Genomic DNA, 18,354 nt, shown 5'->3' with positions numbered 1-18,354 from the left:
CGACAGACCGCCTCGGGTCGGGTATTGAGCACGTCATGACTGCGATCCGCATCGCCTTGAAGCGCCTGGCAAACGGCGAAGGCCTGCCCCTCCCCGCCTATGCCACGGCCGGGGCTGCCGGAATGGACGTGGTGTCGGCAGAAACCGTCGAGATCGGCGCGGGCGGGCGGCGTGCGGTCGCGACCGGCTTTGCCATCGCCATCCCGGACGGATTCGAGGTGCAGGTGCGCCCGCGTTCCGGCCTCGCGCTGAAGCACGGCGTTACCTGCCTGAACACGCCGGGCACGATCGACAGCGACTATCGCGGCGAAGTGAAGGTGATCCTGGCCAATCTGGGGGCCGAGACCTTCACCATCGCCCGTGGCGACCGCATTGCGCAGCTGGTGCCCGCGCCGGTCCTGCGCGCCGAACTGGACGAGGTCGACGATCTCGACGCAACGGCGCGGGGCGAGGGCGGGTTCGGATCGACCGGCCGATGAGCGTCTTTCTGGCCTTGGTGGCTGCAACGGCACAGGTGGCGGCCACGCCGCCCGCGCCGCCAGCCGCGCCCGCTCCGCCCGCCGACTGGTCGGCGGTCCCCCCGCTGCCGTGGCGAGCGCCGCCGCAGCGCGTGCCCGAGCTCGATGCCTTCGTCGGGCGGACCGTCGTGGCGGAGCGCTGCCCGGTCGAGGGCACCCGCGTCGCCGTCGAGGTCGCCGTCCTGTTACGCAGCGACGGGCTGCCGCGACTCGTCGTGCCACGGGCGATCAACTGCCCGACGGTCGAGCAATTCGCTGCCGGGCTCGTCTCCAGCCTGGCGCGCAGCAACGTGCGGCTGCCGGCAAGTGGCTGGTATCGCACCACGATCACCTTCGACTGGACCAAATGACGCTGAGCGACGCCGAGCTGGAGCGCTACGCGCGCCACATCGTGCTGCGCGAGATCGGCGGTGCGGGCCAGATCCGGCTTGGTCAGGCACATGTCGTCATGATCGGCGCGGGCGGGATCGGGTCGCCGGCGATCCAGTATCTCGCAGCGGCCGGCATCGGGCGACTGACGCTGATCGACGATGATCGCGTCGACCTGTCCAACCTCCAACGCCAGACGATCTTTGCGACCGACGATGTCGGCCGGGCGAAGGTCGAGGCGGCGGCGGCGGCGGCGGCGCGGATCAATCCCGCCGTGGCGGTGACGGGGGTGACCGAACGGATCGATACGGCCAACGCCGCCGCGCTGATCGCTGGGGCAAGCGTGATCCTGGACGGATGCGATAATTTCGCGACCCGGCTGGCGGTTGCCGATGCCGCGCTGGCGGCACGTATTCCGCTCGTCTCCGCGGCCGTCGGCCAGTTCGAGGGGCAATTGGCGTTGTATCGCGGATGGGAGGCGGGCAAACCCTGCTACCGCTGCCTTGTCGGCGACGATCCCGAGCGTGCCGAGGCGAGCTGTGCCGAGGCCGGCGTGTTGGGCGCTATGACGGGTGTGATGGGAAGTCTCGCCGCGCTCGAGGCGATCAGGGCGATCGTCCCGTTCGGCGACGATCCGGCGGGCAAGCTCTTGTTGGCCGACGCGCTTGCCTTCCGCTTCCGCACCATGTCGGTCCCAAAGGATGCCGGGTGCCGATGCGCGCGCTGACGATCGTGGTCGCCGGTGCCGATTTGGCGCGTTTTGACGCCGCGCTGACGCTCGCCAATGCCCAGGCGGCACTGGGGGGCCGCGCGCGCCTCTATCTGCACGACGCGGCAGTAACGCTGCCGTTCACCGGTCCGCTCTGCGATGCCGCGCGGGAACTGGGCGTGGAGGTCATCGCGTGCCAGACCGCGCTCGACGTGCACGGCGTGCCGCTGCCCGACGGTGCTGAAGGCGGCGGAATGGTCGGCCTGCTCGGGACACTGGGTGACGACCGGCTGGTCTTTGCCTGACGGTTGGATTAAGGTCGGCGCTTCGGGAAGGACGCCTTGCCATGCAGCCGACCGCCACTGCCCAACTCGTGACCTCCTACGCCCCGGACAGCAAGCCGCTGCCGGAGACGACGATCGATCGTGCCTTGATGCAGTGGCGATCGCTCGATCGTCAAACGCAGGACGAGGCGCTGCTGATCATCGCCGACGCCGCGGGCGGCCGCCACGTCTATGGCAAAAGCGCGATAGACGCCCTCGCCCGGCGCGACTGACCTATCGACCCAGCGCCGCTTCGGCGAACGTCCGCACCGCAGGCCCGATATCCTCGCGCGCCAGCGCCAGGGCAAGGTTCGCCTGGATGTACCCCGCCTTGTCGCCGCAGTCGTAGCGCTGGCCGTCGAAGGTGAAACCGTGGAACGGCTGCCGCCCGATCAGCTGCGCCATCGCATCGGTCAGCTGGATCTCGCCGCCCGCCCCGGTCTGCGGGTTGTCGAGGATACGCATGACTTCGGGCTGCAGGATGTAGCGGCCCGGTGTCATCAGGTTCGACTTGGCGGTGCCTGCTGCCGGCTTCTCGATCACTTCCAGCACTTCGGTCAGCGGGCCATCGACCGTCCCCGGCGTGATGATGCCGTACTTGCTGGTTTCCTGCGGATCGACTTCCAGCGCGCCGATGATGTTGCCCCCGACCCGCTCGTACGCCTGCACCATTTGGCGAAGGAATCCCGGCGTGCCGACCATCAGTTCGTCCGGCAGCAGCACCGCGAACGGCTCGTCGCCGACGATGTCGCGGGCGCACCAGACCGCATGGCCAAGGCCCAGCGGCTCCTGCTGACGGATGTACACCGGCGAGCCCGGCTTCTGGCGGATGCCCGCAATCAGATCGAGGCTCTTGCCCCGTTCGCGCATCGTCGCCTCAAGCTCGTAGGAAATGTCGAAATGATCCTCGAGCGCCCCTTTGCCGCGGCCGGTGACGAAGATGATCTGCTCGATCCCTGCCTCCAGTGCCTCCTCGACCGCATATTGGATCAGCGGCTTGTCGACGACGGTCAGCATTTCCTTCGGCATCGCCTTGGTGGCGGGCAGGAAGCGCGTGCCGAGACCGGCGACCGGGAAGACAGCCTTGCGGACGGGTTTGAAGGTCATGACGCTCTCGTAACCGCGTCTTGGCCGCCCTGCAATCGCGTGCGGTTAGGACCGGTTTAACGCTGGCAGCGGTAGGGACGCAGGCATGAAGAAAGTCCTGGTGATCTTCGGCACCCGCCCGGAGGCGATCAAGCTGTTTCCGGTCGTCCGTGCCTTGGCCGACACGCCCGGTATTGCGGTGCGGACCTGTGTGACCGCACAGCACCGCGGGTTGCTCGACCAAGTGCTGGAGATCGCCGGCCTCACGCCCGACATCGATCTCGATCTGATGGAGCCGGGGCAGTCGCTCGATCGGCTGACCGCGCGGCTGTTGACGAGCCTGGGTGACGTGATGGATGCCGAACGGCCCGACCGGGTGCTCGTCCAGGGCGACACGGCAACCGCCATGGTCGGTGCGCTCGCCGCCTATTATCGCAAGGTTCCGGTCGCTCATGTCGAAGCCGGTCTGCGCTCTGGCGACATCTGGGCACCATGGCCGGAAGAAGTGAACCGGCGCATCGTCGCACCGATTGCCGACCAGCATTTCGCACCGACCCAGACCGCCGCCGACGCGCTGCGGCGGGAGAATATCGCGGCCGAGACGGTCCATGTCACCGGCAACAGCGTGATCGACGCGCTGCTCTGGACGCAGGCGCGAATCGCTGCCGATCCATCGCTTGCCGCCGGGCTCGACCCCATCGCCGAGCGCTTTTCAGGCAAGAAGATCGTGCTCGTCACCACCCATCGCCGTGAGAATTTCGGCGGCGGGATGGAGGAGATCGCCCAGGCCATCGGTCGCATCGCCGAGCGTGACGATGTCGCCGTGCTCTTCCCGGTTCACCCCAACCCGAACGTCGTGTCGGTAATGGACGCGATGCTGGGCGATCGGCCGAATGTGGCGCGCATCGACCCGCTGGATTATCCGCACTTCATCCGCGCGCTGTCGATGGCACACATTGCGCTGAGCGACTCGGGTGGTGTGCAGGAGGAGGCGCCGGCGCTCGGCAAACCGGTCCTGGTCATGCGCGACACGACCGAGCGCCCCGAGGGTGTCGCCGCCGGCACCGCGAAGTTGGTCGGCGCGACGGCCGAAACCATTGTTTCCGAAGTCTTTACCCTTCTCGACGATAGCCATGCCTATTCGGCCATGGCCCGCGCCCACAATCCGTTCGGCGACGGTCAGGCCTCGGCACGGATTGCGAGGATCGTCGCGAATGACTTCGGGCTCTGAACTGACGGTTGCCGTCCTCGGCCTCGGCTACATCGGCCTTCCCACGGCAGCGGTGATCGCACGAACGGGCGCGCAAGTGCTGGGCGTCGACGTGACGCCTTCGGTCGTCGATACGGTCAATTCGGGCCGCGTGCATATCGAGGAAGTCGACTTGGACGGGCTCGTGTCGGGTGTCGTCGCCCGCGGAACGTTGCGCGCCTCGACCGAGATCGCGCCGGCCGACGTCTTCGTCATCGCGGTGCCGACGCCGTTCAAGGACGATCACGAACCCAATATCGGCTATGTCTTGCGTGCCGCCACCACCATCGCCGCCGTACTGAAGGCGGGCGACACCATCATCCTCGAATCGACCTCCCCCGTCGGCACGACCGAGCAGGTGCGCGATCATCTCGCGGCGCTTCGCCCGGACCTGAGAATGCCGGGCAAGGCAACCGAACAGGCCGATGTCGCCATCGCCTATTGCCCCGAGCGCGTGCTGCCGGGCCGTATTCTGGTCGAGCTGATCGATAACGACCGGGTCATCGGCGGCATCACGCCGCGCTGTGCGCGCAAAGCGCTTGGCTTCTACCGCCGCTTCGTTCGCGGCGCCTGCGTCACGACGACCGCGCGCGCGGCGGAGATGACCAAGCTCGCCGAAAACGCCTTTCGCGACGTCAACATCGCGTTCGCCAACGAACTTTCGATCATCGCCCAAGGCATGGACGTCGACGTCTGGGAAGTCATCCGGCTCGCCAACCGCCATCCGCGCGTCAACATTTTGTCGCCGGGTCCGGGTGTCGGCGGGCATTGCATCGCGGTTGACCCCTGGTTCCTGGTCGCCGCTGACCGGGACAATACGCCGCTGATCCGCACTGCCCGCGAAGTGAACGACGGCAAGACCGACGTCACCATCGCTCGCGCCGCCGACCTGATCGCGCGAATCGACGGCCCGGTCGCGGTACTCGGCCTCGCCTTCAAGGCGAACATCGACGACTTCCGCGAAAGCCCGGCATTGAAGGTCGCCACGGCATTGACCGAGCAATTCGGTGCCCGCATCCGGATCGTCGAGCCGTTCGCGTCGGAATTGCCCCTCAGCCTGGACGCGCGCGGCGCGACCCTGATCGACGTCGATACGGCTCTGGAAACCTGCGAGACGCTGATCGTTCTGGTCGACCATGACGTCTTCCGCTCAATCCCGCTCGTCGAGCGCGCTGCAAAGCAGGTGTACGATACACGCGGCATCTGGCTCGATCAGCCTGTCAATCAACCGGCACCGACCGTCGTACCGCTTAAATTCGGGACTTGATCGCAAGGCGGGGGCTCGGCAAGGCCGCGCGTCAGTAGAGTAGCCCCGCGTTCCATGTTTCGATCCCTGTTCGGCAAATCCCGCATCAGCCCGCCACGCCCGCGCGTTCCGGACGACCTGCGCGTCTATGCCATCGGCGACATCCACGGTCGCGCCGACCTGCTCGACGATGTGCTGGCGCGTATCGACGCCGACCATGCCGCGCGCGCGCCGAAGCGCCGGCTGATCATCGCGCTGGGCGACCTGATCGACCGTGGCCCCGACAGTGCGGGCGTCGTCGAGCGGATCATGGGATTGGCCGGCCCCGACGTCCGCGTGCTGGCGGGCAATCACGAAGAATTGATGCTTTTGACGCTGGACGGCGACCGCGAGGCGGCGCGCATCTTCGCCCGTGCCGGGGGGCGGGAAACGATCCTGAGCTACGGCGTCCGCGAAGAAGACTATGAGCGGGCCGATTTCGGCGAGATGGTCGATCTGATGCGCGCGCACATTCCGCAGCGCCACATCGACTTTGTCCGCAACCTCGAGGATGTGATCGAGGTCGGCGACTATGCCTTCGTCCACGCGGGCATCCGCCCAGGCGTGCCGCTGGACCAACAGAAGCCAGAGCATCTGCGCTGGATCCGCACGGGCTTCCTCGATCACAAGCACTCGCACCCGCGCATGATCGTCCACGGCCATACGATCACCGAGTCGGTCGACGAACGATCGAACCGGATCGGTATCGACACCGGCGCCTATGCCTCGGGCGTGCTTACCGCGATCGGCCTCGATGGCGAGGACCGCTGGTTCATCGCAACGGCGTGAGCAGGTCCGCCGGCGGTTCGACCGGCTGGCCGCTGGCCTTAAGGGCCTTGAGGCGCGCCAGTTCGGCCTGGAGGGCCGCGACACGGGTCTTCCACCCCGGATGGGTTCGATCGGACAGCAGGCCCGGATCATTCGCGCGCAGGAATTTGGTCCAGAAGGCGACCGCGTCGTCCGCGCTGTAACCGGCGCGGTCTAGCAGATAGAGGCTCAACCGATCGGCCGCGATCTCGCTCGCCCGGATCGCCGCCCCGCCCTTGCCGAAGCCGGGAAGCAGCCCCCGAAAGTTACGCGCGAGCGTCTGGGGATGCCGTAGGATGATATGCGCGAGTTCATGCGCAAGCACCGGCGCGACATCTTGCCGGGCACGATCCGGATCGATGAGGTCGCTCGAGATCTGGACCCGCGTCGCATCCGCGCTCGCGTTGGTATCGCTGCCGGCGCGAACCTCGAAGCGGGCACGACACGCGGGCGCGCCGTGGATCGTTCGGGTGAGGCGCTGACCCGCCCGCTCGATCGTGAGCGTCGCCTGGCCATCGCGCATCGTGGAATCGAGCAGGTCAACGGCGCGTTCGCTGTCCGCCACGGTTGCCGCACCGGCGGGATCAACCTTCCCGGTCTGAACGCCATCGATCGCCAAAACCGTATCGCCGGTCATCAAACCGGCTCGCGCCGCGGGACCATCCGGCGCGACCGCGAAAACGATCGGTCGATCGCCGAACGCGAACAGCCTGCGGGCGTCATCGCGATAGTCGCGACCGAATTGGGTCAGTGCCTGCAGGGTCATACCTGTGACCCAGCCCCGATCCCGGCACAGCCCGATGGCGGCGATCTGCTGACGGCTGCCAATCTCGGTCACCGCGACATCCTGCGCGAGCAACGTCCGCAGAATCGCTGCACGATCGAGAGTGTCGGGCGCCGCGGCAGACAGCGTGAGAAAGGCGCAGGACGCCACCGTCGCCCGAAACAGGCACCGCTTAAGCTTTAGGTAAACATCTTTTGGCATTCGCAAATTGTCTGTGCGCCAAGTTGGTCAGGGAACAAAACGGATTATTTTTCGGACCTCGCCGTTTGCATGCAACCTATGATGAGGTCGCGTGTTGGGTGGTTCGGGGTTGCACTGCACAACTGTGTGTGACATAGCCTCGCGAGATTGCGAACATAAGACCACGTAAGGGAGTAGTTTATGCGGTTGTCGAAGGTAGTGCTGGCGTATGCGGCAGCGTCGATGGCAGTGATGCCGGTTGCTGCGACTGCAGCGACGGCTAACCCGGCTGCGAAGCTCTCGCTGTCGAAGGCGGTTCCCGCTTCGGCGCGTGTGTCGACCCCGGCAGGCAAGTCGAAGGCGGTTGGCGCTGGCGTTCTCATCCTGATCGTCGCTGTGGCCGCGGTAGGCCTGGGCGTTGCGGCAGGTGCAAGCGCTGGCGATTCGACCCCGGACAGCCGCTAATCCGGCGTCGGTCTGACGACAGTTTGACGAAAAGAGGGTGGTCGGGAAACCAGCCGCCCTTTTTTTTATGCGTCGTTAAAGCGTCGCCTTGCGCAATCTGACGTCGCTGGCGCTGAGAATGGGCCGGGGCCGTCGTAATTGCCTAGGACATGACGACCTGGCGCCGACCCGTGAGCGCGGCGTCGCGCCTGGCCTCGGTTGCCCCCAAGGCTTTGCAGCATGAAATCGCAAACCGGGCTTCGGTAAGAAGGCCGAATTTCGCCCGAGGGTCCCTAATAAGGGCGATGCTTTGGTCCTGACGGTCGAGAGACGACGGCGACGCCTCGCGAAACACGTGTTCAGCAAGTGGCAGCATCGAGAAGCGAAGCGCCAAGCAATTTGCTATCGCCGTTCACGCGCCTTTCATGCGCCGTCAGCCCAGAAGGCGCTTCCCTTTCACCGTCAGGCGGCGACGAAGTTCGCAATCCGTCAGAACCCAGTCAATTGATCGCAAGCAATTCGATATCGAACACCAGGACCGCATTGGGCGGAACGGGTCCGGCACCGCGGACACCGTAGCCAAGCGACGGCGGGATCCAGACACGATATTGGGACCCGACGGGCATCAATTGCAGCGCTTCGGAGAAACCGGGCACAACGTCCGAGACACCGAAATCGACGGGCGCTGCGCTGCGATCAAAGGTCGTTCCGTCGGTCAGGCGCCCGATATAGGTGATTCGCACCCGGTCGCCCGGCGTGGGCGTGGCGCCGCTGCCGGCCTTCAGCACACTATATTGGAGGCCGGACGCCGTCTGGGTGACGCCCTGCACACCGCGATTCGTTTCGAGGAAGGCCGCCGACACTGCGGGGTCGATCGCCGGCTTTGCGCCCTTCCGCCACGCCGACAACGCGACGACGACGAAGGCGGCGATCATCAGGCCGACGAATACACCCATGAAGAACGCTTTCCGCGTCGTCGGCCCGGCCGCCGCGACGGGCGCCGAGGACGGAGGCGGAATGTCGCTCAGCGGACCGGCTGAGCCGGCGCGGTGCCCGGTGCCGCCCCGCCCGGAATGCCGCCGGCGCCACCCTGCATTTGCTGCATCTGCTGCATCTGCATCTGCCGCACGACCGATTCGGGGAGGAAATCGAGCAGGTCGACTTCGAACTCCAGCACTTGCTTGGCGAGTTCTGCGGCCTTGCCGTCGAGCGGCGGGGCACCGGCCGGGCGCGGCGCGCCATAGCCCAGTTCAGGCTTGATCCAGACCTGATACTTCGCGCCCTTCGGCATCAGCTTCAGCACTTCGGAGAAGCCCGGAACGACGCCAGCGACCGGCATCGGTGTCGGCTGCTGGCTCTGATCGAAGACCGTGCCGTCAGGCAGCTTGCCGATGTAGCTGATCAGAGCGACGTCCGTATCCGTCGGCCTCGCGCCCGCCCCCGGCTTCAGCACCTTGTACTGCAGGCCCGATGCGGTGGTGACCACCCCGGCCTTGCGCCCGTTTGCGGTCAGGAAATCGGTGGGCGCCTGCCAGGCGAGCGCGGCCGCACCGACGACTGCCAGAAGCAGGCCGAGGATCAGGAAGGTGATGTAGCGGCGCTTGACCGGCGGGATCGGAACGGCGGTGACCGACATGGCGGGCCCAGTGCTGCTAGGCGGCCGGCGCTCGGCCAGACCGCGAAAGTTGAGAAAGTTGAGAGCTGCGAAGCGGACTCGCCGTCCGCCTCGCACGCCCGGCCGACGGCTTACTTGGCGCCGTCGCGCTCCACGCGCTTGCGCTCCAGCTTGCGAGCGCGACGCACCGCGGCCGCACGCTCGCGAGCGCGCTTTTCCGACGGCTTCTCGTAGTGGCGACGCAGCTTCATTTCGCGATAGACGCCCTCGCGCTGCAACTTCTTCTTGAGCGCGCGGAGGGCCTGGTCGACGTTGTTATCGCGAACGATGATCTGCATAAAACTCAAAAGCTCCGGATCGATAGATAAGCGGCGCCGCGAACAGCGTCCGCGCCGGCAAGTGGCGGCCCACTAGCAGGCAGTTTCCGCTTTTTCAAGGCGTGACGGCGTCAATCGACTGATAAGGCCGTTGTGCTACCAGAGGCAGCGATGCCTTCCCTCACCCCAATCCTCGTCACCGGCGCCGCCGGCTTCGTTGGCCACGCCGTCTCCCATCGACTGCTCGACCGTGGCGAGCAGGTCATCGGGGTCGATTCGTTCGTGCCCTACTACGACCCTGCGCTGAAGGAAGCACGCGCGGCGACCCTGGTCGCCCGCGATGGCTTTGCGATGCACCGGATGGATATCGCCGACGCCCCTGCCCTCGCCACGCTGGTGACTGGCCACGGGATCACCCGCATCGTTCATCTCGCGGCGCAAGCCGGCGTCCGCTACAGTCTCGACAATCCCTTCGCCTACAGCCACGCCAATCTGCACGGCCATTTGTCGGTGTTGGAAGCAGCCCGCCACGCCCCCGGGTTCGCGCACCTCGTCTATGCGTCCTCCAGTTCGGTTTATGGCGACCGACCGATGGATGGTCAGGGCTTTTGTGAGACCGATGCGGTCGATGCGCCCGTTTCACTCTATGCCGCGACCAAACGGTCCTGCGAGCTGATGAGTGCGTCCTACGCCCATCTGTATGCGATTCCGCAGACGGGGCTGCGCTTCTTCACCGTGTACGGGCCATGGGGCCGACCCGACATGGCGTATTTCGGATTCACCCAGAAGATCCTGGCGGGCCAACCGATCGAGGTGTTCGGCGAGGGAAAGATGGCGCGCGACTTCACCTACATCGACGACATCGTCGACGGCATCCTGGGTGCGCTCGACCATCCGCCCGAACCCAAATGTCCGCGCATCCTCAATATCGGGGACAGCCATCCCGTCGGGCTGATGGAAATGATCGAGACGCTCGAGTCCGCGCTGGGCGCCACAGCGCACAAGATCATGCGCCCGATGCAGAAAGGCGACGTCACCGCGACCTATGCCGACGTGTCAGCGCTCCACGCGCTCACCGGCTATCGTCCCCGCGTCATGCTGGCCGAGGGCCTGGGCCGGTTCGTCGACTGGTATCGGGACTTCTACCGGGGGTAGCAGCAACGGGCGCAATCGAACCCCCAGACTGATGACCAGCGGCCAGAACAGCGTATTGCCGATATCGCTGAGCGTATCGTCCCAGCGCCAAGACCCGAAGTTGATGCGGTCGAGCACCTCGTTCGCCCCTTCGGCAAGAACGACGGCGGCAAAGGGGACAAAGCTGCCAAAGGACCGTCGGGTCACCAGCCGCGCGACCATCAACACGGCCATCCCCGCGTGAATATGCAAGATGGTGTCGGGCAGGCCCGTACCGTCGCCGATCCATTCGATGAACCGGTGATATTCCGCCGCGACCCATTTCATAGTGCAGTCCCTTGTCGCCTGCGGGTCAGGCGCTTGCAGGCAATAGCGGCATGATGGGGTCAGGCAAGGGCGACGCGCGTTATGTCCGAGCCGCAACCGTCGCCATTCCCGCGCGGGCGGGACTGACGATCGAGGCTATCAAGCCCAGTCGGAGTCGAACGCCCCCCTGCCGGACCTGCCGCCCGCGGTGACGAGCCCCCGGGTGTCCGCACACCCGGGGGCTCGTCCGCTCAGCGCACCTCGACTCGTGCCAGTCGCGGGCTCAGCAGATGCACCGCCGCCAGCGCCACGAAATAGGCACTCCCGGCGATGGCAAAGAGCACGCTGTAATTGTTGTTCGTCGCATCGAGGATATAGCCGGTGAACAGCGCCATCCCCATGCCGCCGATTGCGCCGACGGTGCCCCCGATGCCGACGACCGACCCGACGGCGCCGCGCGGGAACATGTCGGACGGCAGGGCATAGAGATTGGCCGAGAAAGCCTGGTGCGCCGCAGTTGCCAGGCCGATGACCAGCACCGCGCCCCAGACGCTGGAGATTTCCTGCGCGAAGAAGATCGGCAGCACGCAGGTCGCGCAGATCGCCATCGTCACCTTGCGCGCAAAATTGGGCGTCTTGCCCGCCGCGATCAGCTTCGACGACAGCCAGCCTCCAGCGATCGAGCCGACGTCGGAGATCAGGTAGATCGCCGCCAGCGGCAGGCCGAAGGTCTTGAGATCCATGTCGTACCGGTCGAACAGATAGCCTGGCAGCCAGAAAAGGAAGAACCACCAGATCGGGTCGATGAAGAATTTGCCGAGCGCGAACGCCCAGGTTTCCTTGACGCGCAGCACCTGACCCCAGGTCAGCGGGGTGACCGGATCGACCGGGTCCTGCTGGATATATTCGAGTTCGGGCGTGGACACGCGCGGGTGTTCGCTCGGGTGGCGATAGATCGCCCACCATATGATCAGCCAGACGATGCCGAAGATGCCCGTGACGTAGAATGCGACGCGCCAGTCGAACATCAGCACCAGCCACGGCACGAGCAACGGCGTGATGATGGCGCCGACGTTGGCGCCCGCGTTGAACAGGCCAATCGCGTAGGCGCGTTCCTTCTGCGGGAACCAGTCGGTCACCGCCTTGATGCCGGCGGGAAAATTCCCCGATTCACCGATGCCCAGACCGAAACGCGCCATGGCGAAGGTCGTGATCGACGTCGCCAGGCCGTGCGCCATGTGGCTGATCGTCCAGATGATGATCGCGATCGTATAGCCCGCACGCGCACCGACCGCGTCGACGATCTTGCCGAAGCCGATGTAGCCGATCGCATAGGCGACCTGGAACCAGAAGACGATCGCGGCGAAGTCGCTTTCGCTCCAGCCGAACTCGCCCTTCAGCGTGGGCTTCAGCACGCCGATCATCTGGCGATCGACATAGTTAATCGCCGTCGCCGCGAACAACATCGCGACGATGACCCAGCGATAGCGGCCGACGCGTTCCGTCGCGGCCTGAGGAATGCTTGCGTCGGTTGCCATCTGATGAACCCTCTCGTCGTCGGGCTTGTGCCCGTTCTATCTCAGCCGGTGATCGTGCAGTGCACGGGGTAGCGCCCGTCGAACCTCGCCTCGACGGTATCGCCGATCTCGACCGGATGCACGCCGGTGACGGCGCCGCTGGAAATCCACTGGCCGGCCTGCAGCGCGATACCGCGGCGGGCAGCAAGGTTGAACAGGAAGGCGGCGGCGCCGAACGGGCCGTCGAGCATGTCGGCGGCGCGCGCGCTGCCGATGACGTCGCCGTTGATCAGCAGCTCGACGCGCCAGGCGTTGACATCGCCGTCCTGCCAGCCCTGGATCGCGTCGCCGATCACCAGCCCGTTGTTATTACCGTAATCGGATACCGTCACCGGCGGCCCGTCGGCGTTGATGCCGGGATAGGGCGAGGAGGCAACTTCGATCCCGGCATGGACGGCATCGATCAGCGGCAGCGCGGTTTCGATGGTATAGTCCGACTTCCGGGGGTCCGGCGCCGTGCCGATACGCAGCAGATATTCCGCCTCCGCCGCGCCGAAGCCGTCGCGGAAGATGCGCATGTCGACCGACGCGCCGTCTGTCGCGGTCACGATCTGGTCGGTGAAGATCGGCCCTGCGAGCCGGTTCGCGCCCAGGCGATCCGAATGCGGCGGGTTGATCTTGCCCAGCTTCCACCCCCCGACCGTGCGGCCGTCCTGGCGCAAAGCGGCGTCCTGCACTTCATAGGCTTGGCCAAGCGTCTCGGGAGCCGGGCCGGGATAGACAGTCATCGCCCGCCCCTCGCGGCGCGCACCGACGAACGCCCGCGCGATATCCTCGGCCGCGCTGAAACCGGTGTCTGCCAAGCGAACCCCCTCACCAAAACTTTCGTGCTTTGACCCGGCTTAAGGGAAACCGGTGTCAACGACAAGGGCCGAAACGCTTCCGCTCGGTCCCCGGGCTCGCTACACCATGCGCTATGAAGAGCGAGGGCAAGGCCACGATCAACGACGTCGCGCGGATCGCGGGCGTTTCCAAAAAGACCGTCAGCCGGGTCATCAACCGATCGTCGCTGCTGAACGACGAGACGCGGGCCAAGGTCGAAAAGGTCATCGAGGAACTGGGTTACGTCCCCAACCCCCAGGCTCGCGCGCTGGCGTTGCGGCGCAATTTCCTGATCGGCCTGATTCACGACAATCCCAATGCGCAGATGGTGCTGGGCGTGCAGCAAGGCATATTGGAAGCGATTCGTGACACCGATTTCGCGCTGGTCGTGCGGCCCGTCGACCGCGGATCGCCGACGATGCTGGAGGATATTCGCGGCTTTCTGGAGCGCCAGCGCCTGTTCGGGGTGATGCTGCTGCCGCCGATCAGCGAGAACGACGCGCTGGCCCGCGTATGCCGGGAGGCGGGCGCGCGCTATGTCCGGATGGGTTCGGCCAAGCTGGACGACGACGATCACGCCGTCGCCTCCAACGACCGCGAGGCGGTGGCCGCCGCGACGCGCCACCTGATCGAGGCTGGGCACCGCCGCATCGGACTGGTCCAGGGCCCGCACGGCTTCCGCTCCGCCGCCGAGCGCCGCGCCGGCTTCGAAATGGCGATGGAGGAGGCGGGGCTGAAGGTGCCGCGCAGCCTGATCGTCGAAGGCACCTATCGCTTCGAAAGCGGGGTGGCCGCGGGTGACCGGCTGCTCGATGCCAGCCCGCGCCCGACCGCGATCGTCAGTTCGAACGACGAAATGGCCGCAGGGGTCGTCCAGGCGGCCCGGCAACGCGGCCTGTCGGTGCCGGAGGACCTGTCGATCGTCGGCTTCGACGACACCGCCACCGCGACGCACATGTGGCCGCCGCTGACCACGGTGCGCTGGCCGATCATCCCGATGGCGCGCGCCGCCGCATCGAAGTTGCTCGCCGGAACGATCGAGGGCGAGGACGAGGCGGAGGAACCTTCGCTGTTCCTGTCGACGCTGATCCGCCGCGCGAGCGTCGCAGCGCCGCGGGAGTGAAGCCTGGCGTCAGGTAGCGACGCGCAAGATCAGCCGCTTGCAAGCAACGCCGATCCCGCGTTTTTCAATGAATGCGTGACGCCCGACTGTCAGCTGCGTCGATGCCGCCGGTGTGCGAAGACCCCGACCCAACCAGGACGGCGGCAGTACCTGTCGTGCCCGATCCTCATTACGCCACTGCGGATACAGAATAGTCGAGGGCGGCGGAAACGGCATGCGCACATCCGCCATCGACTAACCGAACGCCCAGCGCACGGCACCGGCCACGGTGCGCGCACCGGTGCGGATGAGCGGCGCCTTCGCCCCCACGCCGACGCCGTGCATCGCTTGCGCCCAGGGCGGCAACAGGTCGACCGCGGCCTGAAAGGTCAGCGCCTGGACCGGCGCCGCCGCGCGGCTGGGGGCGGGTTGGTCGAGCACGAAACGGGCAACCTCGCGCGTGCGGTGATCGACGCGCAGCTCGGGGCGCATGGCAGCCACGAGCGCCTCGGCCTCTACGCGGCTGCGCGGGACGGGATCGGTGCCGAGCCGTTCGGCCAGCACCGCGAATTCGGCGAAATAGACGTCCTGCTCCTCGGCGGTCAGTGGCGTGCGACCATAGCGTTGCCAGGCGGCGAGAAAGGCAAGGCTTTCGCTGACATGCACCCAGGCGAGCAGGTGCGGATCGTCGGCGCGATACGGCGTACCGTCCGGCAGCGTGCCTGCGACCACGCGGTGGATCTGGTTCACCCGGGCGACGATCGCATCGGCATCCTCGCGCGCGCCATAGGTCGTCACGGCGATGAACCGCGCGGTCCGGTGCAGGCGACCCCGCATGTCGGCGCGGAAGTTGGAGTGATCCCACACTCCCGCCAGTACCTTCGGATGAAGCATCTGGAGTAGCAGGGCGGTGACTCCGCCGATCAGCATTGCGGTCGGATCGCCATGGACGCGACGGATGACGCTGCCTTCGGGGAAATAGCCGGGCAGGTTTCGTGGGTTGATCGGCGTCGGGGGCGCCGGCGTGCCGTTGATGGCGCCGCGAACCTCGCCGACGATGCGGGACTTCAGGGCTTTGGCGAGGGCGGTAGGCAGGGGCATCCTGGACCAACGCTTGGGGATGGGGATTGGGATATGGTCGCTGGGCACGGACTCTGCGAGCCCCGCTGGCGTCGCGCGCCCCCCCCGTCGCGCGCGCACAGAGGACGCGGCCGTCCCCGCTCGCCGCATCCCCTTGAGCCGCAACGCAAACTCGGCAACAACCCTGGCCCATGATCCGTCACATGCTCGCGCTCGCCGCCGTTCTCGCTCCGTTACCTGCCGTCGCGCAGGACCGCCCCTCCCCCGGCCGGCTGGAGGCGACGGTGCGCACGCTTGCCGGTTTCGGGACGCGGCATTCGCTGTCGTCGACGACCGATCCGAAGCGCGGGATCGGCGCGGCACGCGATTGGGCCGCGGCCGAGTTTCGAAAGATCGCCGCCGGCTGCAACGGCTGCCTGACGGTCGAGCGGCTGTCGCGGCGCTTCACCGGCCCGCGCGCGCCGAATGGCGTCATCATCGAGGATGTGCTGGGGATCCAGCCAGGCACCGACCCGAACCGCGTCGTCATCATCGGCGGGCACATCGATTCGATGCCGAGCGACGTGATGGACTTCACCTCCGACGCGCCGGGCGCCAACGACGACGCCTCGGGCGTGGCGGTGGTGCTGGAGGCGGCGCGCATCCTGTCGAAGAAAAAGTTCGCCGCGACGATCATCTATGCCGTGTTCTCGGGCGAGGAACAGGGCCTGTGGGGCGCGACGCTGCTCGCCGATACGGTCAAGGCGCGCGGGTGGCAGGTCAGCGCGATGCTGAACAACGACATCGTCGGCAATGCGATCAGCCAGGGCGGCGTGAGGACCGGCGACCGCGTCCGCGTCTTCTCCGAAGGCGTGCGCGCCGCCGACAGCCTGGTCGACCAGATGACGCGGCGGATGGACGGCAGCGAGGACGACGGCCCCAGCCGCGCGCTCGCGAAATACATAGACAAGGTCGCCGACGCCCTGCCGGGCAAGTTCGACGTCTTCGTCGACCGCCGCCCGGACCGCTTCGGTCGTGGCGGGGATCACGAACCGTTCCTGGCGCTCGGCTATCCGGCGGTGCGATTCACGTCAGGCGGCGAGAACTGGGATCGCCAGCACCAGAACGTCCGCACCGAAAACGGCCGCGAGTACGGCGATCTGCCCGAAGCGATGGACTTCGACTATCTGGCGAAGGTCGCTGCGGTGAACATCTCCGCGCTCGGCCAGCTCGCCGCCGCGCCGGCGGCGCCGATGGGCGTGACGATCGCCGGTGCGCTGTCGCGCGATACGACGGTCAGCTGGGCGCCGGTGCCGGGTGCCACGGCGTACAAGGTCGTGTGGCGACGCAACGACGCGCAGACGTGGCAGGACGCGCGGACGGTGACGGGCGCGACGACGACGGTGTTGAAGGAGGTGCCGGTCGACGATCACTTCGTCGGAGTCGCCGCGGTCGGCGCGGACGGGGCGGAGAGCCTGGTCACCTTCGCCGGTCGCGCGCCGCGGCGGTAAGGTTCGGCCAGCGGCGCATGATGTCACTGGCGTCCCCGGCGAAGGCCGGGGTCCCGTTGCCACCTGTTTGAACTAATCGGCGACCGCTCGCACCTGGGCCGGCCTTCGCCGGGGAACGCCAATCTCTCAACCTTCGAATACCCGACATATCCGTATCGACGCACCGTCGTTGCATTTTCACGATACCAGCATATGGATGCCTATCGCATCATCTGCGCACACGCCGCATCGCCGGCGCGGCGCTTGAGTTACACCCTGACACCGGTTACCAGAACCGCGATCTTTTTCGGAGAGCCCCGTCATGTTCGACCGCACCTATTACGCCACCCACCCCGACATGATGGAGTGCGTCTCGAACGACGAACTGCGTGACCGCTATCTGATCCAGGGTCTGTTCCGCGACGGCGAATGCGTGCTGAACTATACCCATGCCGACCGTTTCGTGATCGGCGGCGTCGCGGTCGCGACCGGGTCGGTCAAGCTGCCCGACCAGGAAGAGCCGGCATCGGCCAAGGGCCACCCCTTCCTCGAGCGTCGCGAGCTGGCGATCGTCAACGTCGGCCAGGCGACCGGCACCGTGACCGTCGATGGCGAAAGCTTCGAGCTGGGCAACAAGGATTGCCTGTACGTCACGATGGGCGCGAAGGACGTCCAGTTTTCGGGCGACGGCGCCCGCTTCTACCTCGCGTCGTGCCCGGCGCATAAGGCGTTCCAGACCCGCAAGCTGTCGATTGCCGACGCCAACCGGCTCGACCGCGGCAGCCTGGAGGAATCGAACGAGCGCAGCATCTATCAGCTGGTCATCCCGGGCGTGTGCGATTCGGCGCAGCTGGTGATGGGCCTGACCGTGCTGAAGCCGGGCAGCGTGTGGAACACGATGCCCCCGCACATCCACGAGCGCCGCAGCGAAATCTATTTCTACTTCGAGCTCGACAATGTCGACACCGACCGCGTGATGCACTTCATGGGCGAAGGCGAAGCGACGCGGCACATCGTCGTCGCGAACGAGGAATCGATCATTTCGCCGCCGTGGTCGATCCATATGGGCGCCGGCACCAAGGCCTATGCGTTCATCTGGGCGATGGCCGGTGAGAACCAGGATTACACCGACATGAACGTGCTGGACATCTGCCAGCTGGCGTGAGGCGAAGCCGATA

At 66.5% G+C, this 18,354-nt stretch carries 22 protein-coding genes; 13 read left to right on the top strand and 9 right to left on the bottom strand.

Annotated elements, in window-relative coordinates:
• Window positions 1-35: 35 nt before the first annotated feature.
• Genes dut through JW805_02900 form a run of 5 tightly spaced genes read left to right on the top strand, consistent with a single transcriptional unit; the run spans window position 36 to window position 2,152 of the window.
• Window positions 36-479 carry a dUTP diphosphatase gene (gene dut, locus JW805_02920; GenBank protein MBN2970971.1) on the top strand — a complete coding sequence of 148 codons (444 nt, stop codon included), beginning with the start codon at window positions 36-38 and terminating at the stop codon, window positions 477-479.
• Window positions 476-868 carry a hypothetical protein gene (locus tag JW805_02915; protein ID MBN2970970.1) on the top strand — a complete coding sequence of 131 codons (393 nt, stop codon included), beginning with the start codon at window positions 476-478 and terminating at the stop codon, window positions 866-868. Before dut ends, JW805_02915 begins: the two co-directional genes overlap by 4 nt.
• Window positions 865-1,614, top strand: coding sequence for a molybdopterin-synthase adenylyltransferase MoeB (gene moeB, locus JW805_02910; GenBank protein MBN2970969.1), 750 nt, complete (start codon window positions 865-867; stop codon window positions 1,612-1,614). The genes JW805_02915 and moeB overlap by 4 nt, the downstream gene beginning before the upstream one ends.
• The gene (locus JW805_02905; protein MBN2970968.1) at window positions 1,602-1,901 is read left to right on the top strand and encodes a hypothetical protein; all 300 of its coding nucleotides are present in this window, start codon (window positions 1,602-1,604) and stop codon (window positions 1,899-1,901) included. The genes moeB and JW805_02905 overlap by 13 nt, the downstream gene beginning before the upstream one ends.
• Before the next feature lie 41 nt (window positions 1,902-1,942).
• Window positions 1,943-2,152: a hypothetical protein gene (locus JW805_02900; protein MBN2970967.1), complete on the top strand. Its 210-nt coding sequence runs from the start codon at window positions 1,943-1,945 to the stop codon at window positions 2,150-2,152.
• Between the two features lies 1 nt (window position 2,153).
• Here the strand turns inward: JW805_02900 and galU are convergent, their stop codons facing one another.
• Complete coding sequence (gene galU, locus JW805_02895) at window positions 2,154-3,026, bottom strand: UTP--glucose-1-phosphate uridylyltransferase GalU (GenBank protein MBN2970966.1); 873 nt, start codon at window positions 3,024-3,026, stop codon at window positions 2,154-2,156.
• A gap of 85 nt (window positions 3,027-3,111) precedes the next feature.
• Between galU and wecB the strand changes: the two genes are divergently transcribed.
• The 3 genes from wecB to JW805_02880 are packed head-to-tail and all read left to right on the top strand — an operon-like array spanning window position 3,112 to window position 6,328.
• Window positions 3,112-4,236 (top strand): UDP-N-acetylglucosamine 2-epimerase (non-hydrolyzing), encoded by a 1,125-nt coding sequence (wecB, locus tag JW805_02890; protein MBN2970965.1) that lies wholly within the window; start codon window positions 3,112-3,114, stop codon window positions 4,234-4,236.
• On the top strand, window positions 4,220-5,521 hold the full coding sequence (gene wecC, locus JW805_02885) for a UDP-N-acetyl-D-mannosamine dehydrogenase (protein MBN2970964.1): 1,302 nt from the start codon (window positions 4,220-4,222) through the stop codon (window positions 5,519-5,521). The genes wecB and wecC overlap by 17 nt, the downstream gene beginning before the upstream one ends.
• A 54-nt stretch (window positions 5,522-5,575) precedes the next feature.
• Window positions 5,576-6,328: a serine/threonine protein phosphatase gene (locus JW805_02880; protein MBN2970963.1), complete on the top strand. Its 753-nt coding sequence runs from the start codon at window positions 5,576-5,578 to the stop codon at window positions 6,326-6,328.
• On the opposite strand, the gene JW805_02875 is transcribed toward JW805_02880, so the two are convergent.
• The gene (locus JW805_02875; GenBank protein MBN2970962.1) at window positions 6,312-7,331 is read right to left on the bottom strand and encodes a M48 family metalloprotease; all 1,020 of its coding nucleotides are present in this window, start codon (window positions 7,329-7,331) and stop codon (window positions 6,312-6,314) included. The two genes, JW805_02880 and JW805_02875, sit on opposite strands and share 17 nt — an antisense overlap.
• Before the next feature lie 180 nt (window positions 7,332-7,511).
• Here JW805_02875 and JW805_02870 point away from each other — a divergent pair, with 180 nt between their 5' ends.
• Window positions 7,512-7,775: a hypothetical protein gene (locus tag JW805_02870; GenBank protein ID MBN2970961.1), complete on the top strand. Its 264-nt coding sequence runs from the start codon at window positions 7,512-7,514 to the stop codon at window positions 7,773-7,775.
• 479 nt (window positions 7,776-8,254) lie between these two features.
• On the opposite strand, the gene JW805_02865 is transcribed toward JW805_02870, so the two are convergent.
• From JW805_02865 to JW805_02855, 3 genes are all read right to left on the bottom strand, one after another.
• Entirely contained in the window at window positions 8,255-8,710 is a 456-nt protein-coding gene (locus tag JW805_02865) for an FKBP-type peptidyl-prolyl cis-trans isomerase (protein MBN2970960.1), read from the bottom strand.
• Window positions 8,711-8,778: 68 nt separating this feature from the next.
• Window positions 8,779-9,390: an FKBP-type peptidyl-prolyl cis-trans isomerase gene (locus JW805_02860; protein MBN2970959.1), complete on the bottom strand. Its 612-nt coding sequence runs from the start codon at window positions 9,388-9,390 to the stop codon at window positions 8,779-8,781.
• A 110-nt stretch (window positions 9,391-9,500) separates the two neighbouring features.
• The gene (locus JW805_02855) at window positions 9,501-9,707 is read right to left on the bottom strand and encodes a 30S ribosomal protein S21 (GenBank protein MBN2970958.1); all 207 of its coding nucleotides are present in this window, start codon (window positions 9,705-9,707) and stop codon (window positions 9,501-9,503) included.
• A 150-nt stretch (window positions 9,708-9,857) separates the two neighbouring features.
• Between JW805_02855 and JW805_02850 the strand changes: the two genes are divergently transcribed.
• Window positions 9,858-10,841: an NAD-dependent epimerase/dehydratase family protein gene (locus JW805_02850; protein ID MBN2970957.1), complete on the top strand. Its 984-nt coding sequence runs from the start codon at window positions 9,858-9,860 to the stop codon at window positions 10,839-10,841.
• Here JW805_02850 and JW805_02845 read toward each other — a convergent pair.
• From JW805_02845 to JW805_02835, 3 genes are all read right to left on the bottom strand, one after another.
• Complete coding sequence (locus JW805_02845) at window positions 10,743-11,147, bottom strand: hypothetical protein (GenBank protein ID MBN2970956.1); 405 nt, start codon at window positions 11,145-11,147, stop codon at window positions 10,743-10,745. The two genes, JW805_02850 and JW805_02845, sit on opposite strands and share 99 nt — an antisense overlap.
• Before the next feature lie 230 nt (window positions 11,148-11,377).
• Entirely contained in the window at window positions 11,378-12,664 is a 1,287-nt protein-coding gene (locus tag JW805_02840; protein ID MBN2970955.1) for an MFS transporter, read from the bottom strand.
• 41 nt (window positions 12,665-12,705) lie between these two features.
• Window positions 12,706-13,506 (bottom strand): hypothetical protein, encoded by an 801-nt coding sequence (locus JW805_02835; GenBank protein MBN2970954.1) that lies wholly within the window; start codon window positions 13,504-13,506, stop codon window positions 12,706-12,708.
• 113 nt (window positions 13,507-13,619) lie between these two features.
• Between JW805_02835 and JW805_02830 the strand changes: the two genes are divergently transcribed.
• Window positions 13,620-14,648 carry a LacI family DNA-binding transcriptional regulator gene (locus JW805_02830; protein ID MBN2970953.1) on the top strand — a complete coding sequence of 343 codons (1,029 nt, stop codon included), beginning with the start codon at window positions 13,620-13,622 and terminating at the stop codon, window positions 14,646-14,648.
• A 234-nt stretch (window positions 14,649-14,882) separates the two neighbouring features.
• Here the strand turns inward: JW805_02830 and JW805_02825 are convergent, their stop codons facing one another.
• Window positions 14,883-15,728, bottom strand: a complete 846-nt coding sequence (locus JW805_02825) for a DUF2236 domain-containing protein (GenBank protein MBN2970952.1) — start codon at window positions 15,726-15,728, stop codon at window positions 14,883-14,885.
• Between the two features lie 182 nt (window positions 15,729-15,910).
• Between JW805_02825 and JW805_02820 the strand changes: the two genes are divergently transcribed.
• Both JW805_02820 and kduI read left to right on the top strand, forming a co-directional pair.
• Complete coding sequence (locus JW805_02820) at window positions 15,911-17,197, top strand: M28 family metallopeptidase (GenBank protein ID MBN2970951.1); 1,287 nt, start codon at window positions 15,911-15,913, stop codon at window positions 17,195-17,197.
• A 301-nt stretch (window positions 17,198-17,498) separates the two neighbouring features.
• Window positions 17,499-18,341 (top strand): 5-dehydro-4-deoxy-D-glucuronate isomerase, encoded by an 843-nt coding sequence (gene kduI / locus JW805_02815; protein MBN2970950.1) that lies wholly within the window; start codon window positions 17,499-17,501, stop codon window positions 18,339-18,341.
• Window positions 18,342-18,354 lie beyond the last annotated feature (13 nt).

This window comes from Roseomonas aeriglobus, assembly GCA_016937575.1.
GTDB lineage: Bacteria > Pseudomonadota > Alphaproteobacteria > Sphingomonadales > Sphingomonadaceae > Sphingomonas > Sphingomonas aerigloba.
The sequence above is the reverse complement of the archived record's forward strand: the minus strand, read 5'-3'. Positions and strand labels throughout refer to the sequence as shown.